We start from the raw sequence: 4,694 nt of genomic DNA, 5'->3' as shown, positions 1-4,694 counted from the left end.
GCTCTTGATCGCGCTGATCGCGGTTCCGATCATCATCCAGTCCTACGGCATTTTCGCGCTTGGGTATGGCGCGGCCTGGGCCTGGGGCGTGCCGCACCGCCAGCCGGAGCCCGCCCCGCATGAGGTGCCGGGCCGCCCCGTCGAGGCTCCCCCGGCGGCCCCGCCCAGTGAAGACCCCGAGCCCGGGCCACTGCCGGAAAGTCCGACGCGCGCGCCCGAGCCGGGCCCGGATCCCGCGCCGGTGGAAATTCCGCCGGCCGGGCCGCAGGAAAGTGGGAAATCGGGATTGCTGGGCCGGCTGCTGGGGCGCGGTGACGGCAAGGCCGTGCCGCGCCGCGTTCTGGATGACGACATGCTGGAGCAACTGGAGGAGCTGCTCATCACCGCCGACATGGGGGTGGACACGGCGCTTCGCGTGACGGCGAACATGGCGGAGGGGCGCATGGGCAAGCGGCTCTCGACCCAAGAGATCAAGGAGCTTCTTTCGCGCGAGATCGCGCGGATCATGGAACCTGTGGCGCGCCCGCTACCGATCTATCCCAAGCGGCCGCAGGTGGTGCTGGTGGTGGGCGTCAACGGGTCGGGCAAGACCACGACCATCGGCAAGCTGGCCAGCCAGTTCAAGGCGGCGGGCAAACAGGTGGTGATCGCGGCCGGTGACACGTTTCGCGCCGCCGCCGTGGAGCAGCTGCAAATCTGGGGCGACCGGGCCGGCGTGCCTGTCCTGACCGCGCCCGAGGGGTCGGACCCGGCGAGCCTTGCCTTCGACTCCATGGAAAAGGCGCAGCGCGACGGGGCGGACCTGTTGATGATCGACACGGCCGGGCGGCTGCAGAACCGGCAGGACCTGATGGAGGAACTGGCCAAGATCGTGCGCGTGATCCGCAAGAAGGATGAAACAGCACCGCACAACACGTTGCTCGTGCTCGACGCGACGACCGGGCAGAACGCGCTGAGCCAGGTCGAGACGTTCCAGAAACTGGCCGATGTGTCGGGGCTGGTGATGACCAAGCTGGACGGCACGGCCAAGGGCGGTGTTCTGGTGGCGCTGGCCGATCGGTTCGGCCTGCCGATCCACGCCATCGGCGTGGGCGAGCAGATCGATGACCTGGCCCCGTTCGACCCCGAGGAATTCTCTGCCGCGCTGACCGGGCTTGCCGCCGGATGATGCCCGTTACCGTGTCGTCCGGGGGCGGCAAGCGGGCTTGCCACGCGGCCCCGGGTGGCCCATGAGCGATTGGCTGATCTCGCTGGAGGGCACCGAGGCGGGGCATCGGCTGGCTCTCGGGCTGGCATTGCTCGCGGCGTTGCTGCACGCGGCGTTCGGGGCGCTTCAGAAGGGGCGGTACGACCCGTGGCTGAGCCGGGGCGCGATAGATGCGAGTTACGCGCTGATGGCCGCGCCCTTCGCGCTATTCGTCGTGCCGTGGCCGGGGGCACACATGTGGCCCATTTTCGTCGGCGTCTTCGTGATCCATCTGGGCTACAAGATCCTGCAGGCGATGGCCTATACCAAGGGCGCCTACACGGTCGTCTACCCGGTGGTGCGCGGGACAGGGCCGCTTTTCACGGTGATCGGTGCCTACTTGCTGTTCGGGGAAGTGTTCACCGTCACGCAGTGGCTGGGCGTGGGCGTGCTGCTGGCCGGGATTTACGGGCTGGCCGTCTATAACCTGCGCACCATCACGCTGGACCGCGAGACGATGCCGCTGGCGCTCGGGCTGGCGGTGGTGACCGGGCTGTTCGTGGCGCTTTACACAACCTATGACGCCTACGGGATCCGGGCCGCCGTTGATCCCTTCACCTTTCTGGCGTGGTTCTTCCTGATCGACGGGCTGGCGTTGCCGCCTTTCGCGTGGCTGCGCTGGCGCAACCTGCCTGTCCGGCCCGCGCCCGGGCCGTTGATGCTGCGCGGGCTTGCCGGGGGGCTTGTGGCCTTCGGCTCGTTCGGGGCCGTGATGATGGCGACGCGGCTGGACAAGGTGGGCGAGGCGGCGGTGCTGCGCGAAACCTCGACCGTGTTCGCGGCGCTTATCGGGTGGTTGGTTCTGCGCGAGACGGTGGGACCGCGTCGGATTGCGTTGATGGCTTTGATCGCCGCCGGCGCCGTGATAGTTGAGGCTGGCGGATGAGGAAGGAAAACGATGCGTGACAAACAGGTGAAACCCGCCGTGAAGACGGCGCTGGAACTGGGGCCGGTGATTGCCTTTTTCGTGGCCTACCTGCTTTTGAAGGACCGGGTCTTCTCCATCGGGGGCACGGGCTATGACGGTTTCATCGTGGTCACGGCGGGCTTCATCCCGGTGTTCCTTGTTTCGATCGGGATCCTCTGGCGCCTGACCGGGCATCTTTCGCGGATGCAGGTGCTGACGGCGGTGCTGATCGTGATCTTCGGCGGTCTCAGCGTCTGGTTCAACGATCCGCGTTTCTTCAAGATGAAGCCGACGATCATCTACCTGATTTTCGGCGGCTTGCTTGGTTTTGGCCTGCTGCGGGGCCGATCCTACCTGCAATATGTCATGGAAGGCCTTATGCCGCTCAGTGACGAAGGATGGATGATCCTGACACGGCGCCTTACGCTGTTCTTTCTCGGGCTGGCGGTGCTCAACGAGGTGATCTGGCGCACCCAGAGCGAGGAGGCATGGGTCTATTTCAAGACCTTCGGCCTGACGGCGGCGATCTTTCTTTTCTTCATGACGCAGGGCCGGCTTTTCCGCGATTACAGCACGCAGGAAAGCGACGGGGACTGATCGACCCGTCGCCGGCGGCCGGGCCGTTGACCCTTGCCGGGGCAGCCAACGGTCGGGCTGCGCACCGGTGTTGACCCGCGCGCTTTCTTGGGGCAAGACTGATGGCGTGGCGATTTGTTCCCGATTGCGGGCCACGTTAAACAAGACCGCTAAAGTGGCAAGGTTCGAAAGCCCCCTTTCGCTTGGCCGCGTCGGGGGTTTTTTCATGGGCCTCGGGGCCCGGAGGACTGGCATGACACAGGATTGGAACGCGCGCACGAAACTGGTGCATGGCGGCAGCCGTCGCAGCCAATGGGGCGAGGTCAGCGAAGCGATCTACCTCACCCAGGGGTTCGTCTATGACAGCGCGGAGGCCGCTCAGGCACGATTCCTCGGGGCAGGGCCGGACGAGTTCATCTATGCCCGCTACGGCAACCCCACGGTCGCCATGTTCGAGGACCGCATCGCCGGGCTCGAAGGCGCGGAGGACGCGTTTGCCACCGCCAGCGGCATGGCGGCGGTGAGCGGCGCGCTGACGTCGATGCTGAAAGCCGGCGACCACGTGGTCAGCGCCCGCGCGCTCTTCGGGTCCTGCCTGTATGTCCTCGAGGAAGTACTGACCCGTTTCGGGGTCGAGGTCACCTTCGTCGACGGCACCGACCTGGCGGCCTGGCAAGAGGCGGTGCGCGCGGATACGCGGGCCGTGTTCTTCGAAACCGTGGCCAATCCGACGCTGGAGGTGGTGGACGTGGGCGCGGTGGCCGAGATTGCCCATGCCGTCGGGGCTACCGTGATCGTGGACAATGTTTTCGCCACGCCGGTGTTTTCGCGGGCAATATCGCTGGGCGCTGATGTCGTGGTGTATTCGGCCACCAAGCATATCGACGGGCAGGGCCGGACGCTGGGCGGTGTGATACTGGGCCGTACGGAGTTCATCCGCAAGACGGTGGAACCCTACATGAAACACACCGGCGGCTCGATGTCGCCGTTCACGGCGTGGGTGATGCTCAAGGGGCTGGAAACGCTCGACCTGCGGGTGCGGGCGCAGACAGACGGCGCCGAAACAATCGCCAAGGCATTGGACGGCCACGAAAAACTGGACCGGGTGATTTACCCGGGCCTGCCGGGGCATCCGCAGAATGCGCTGGTCCAGCGGCAAATGCGCCGGGGCGGTACCGTCATCGCGCTGGATATCAAGGGCGGGCAGGCGGCGGCGTTCCGGTTCCTGAACGCGCTGAAGATCGTGCTGATTTCCAACAATCTGGGCGATGCCAAATCGATCATCACGCACCCGGCGACAACGACGCATCAGCGCTTGCCGGAGGAGACGAAGGACGCGCTCGGCATCACGCCGGGATTGGTGCGGTTGAGCGTGGGGATCGAGGACCCGGCGGATCTGCTGGCGGACCTGACCCGGGCGCTGGACGCGGTCTGACCCCGCAAGGCGCCCGCGGCATCGCGTCGGCAACGCATCGGTATCGCGCAGGTGGCCCGGACGCCGCCGGCAGGTGAGCGCTTTCACTCGGTTTGATACCTGCGGAAAATTTTTGTGTTTGTTTTCAGTGTCTTGCGATAGGGCGATTTCAATGGGTTTGATACTTTTTGGCGGGAAATGGGCGATTTCGCCTTTGTGGCGGCGCATTGGCGCAGAAAAAATCCAATGTTTTCAATAGGGGGCGTTTAGAAGGTGTGGGGTAAAAAGCCCACATCCTACAGCTTCCACTCGTTGGAAAAGAACAGCTTTTTGACGCCGTCAAGTGAGCGCTGTTCCGAGACATACTCGTGCAGCACGATATAGTAGGCTGCATTGATATCGTGACCTGTCTCATTGGCAAAGCCAACGATTTCTTCTTGGCTCCTGTGCATTAAAGCGTTTCGAGATTAGTTTGAGACATATCCGGCAGCCTTGAAGTAGTTCCAGCACTCTGCGGGGTCGTATAGGTCACAGATTTCGCCGATGGCTTC

4 protein-coding genes and 1 riboswitch are annotated in these 4,694 nt (G+C 64.5%); all 4 genes read left to right on the top strand.

All coding sequences use genetic code 11. The features are described 5' to 3' along the window. Positions 1 to 88 precede the first annotated feature (88 nt). The 4 genes from ftsY (at position 89) to metZ (ending at position 4,164) form a co-directional block, all read left to right on the top strand. Positions 89 to 1,168, top strand: a complete 1,080-nt coding sequence (gene ftsY / locus ACH107_RS30265; RefSeq protein ID WP_412509409.1) for a signal recognition particle-docking protein FtsY — start codon at positions 89 to 91, stop codon at positions 1,166 to 1,168. A gap of 61 nt (positions 1,169 to 1,229) precedes the next feature. Beyond that, entirely contained in the window at positions 1,230 to 2,132 is a 903-nt protein-coding gene (locus tag ACH107_RS30260; protein WP_412509408.1) for an EamA family transporter, read from the top strand. A 12-nt stretch (positions 2,133 to 2,144) separates the two neighbouring features. Continuing rightward, positions 2,145 to 2,750: an inner membrane-spanning protein YciB gene (locus ACH107_RS30255; RefSeq protein ID WP_412509407.1), complete on the top strand. Its 606-nt coding sequence runs from the start codon at positions 2,145 to 2,147 to the stop codon at positions 2,748 to 2,750. A 96-nt stretch (positions 2,751 to 2,846) separates the two neighbouring features. Continuing rightward, positions 2,847 to 2,924, top strand: a riboswitch (SAM riboswitch). A 58-nt stretch (positions 2,925 to 2,982) separates the two neighbouring features. Then, positions 2,983 to 4,164 (top strand): O-succinylhomoserine sulfhydrylase, encoded by a 1,182-nt coding sequence (gene metZ / locus ACH107_RS30250; protein WP_412509406.1) that lies wholly within the window; start codon positions 2,983 to 2,985, stop codon positions 4,162 to 4,164. Positions 4,165 to 4,694: the final 530 nt, after the last annotated feature.

Source organism: Roseovarius halophilus (ex Wu et al. 2025) (assembly GCF_047086965.1).
This window is presented reverse-complemented; position numbering and strand designations above follow the sequence as displayed.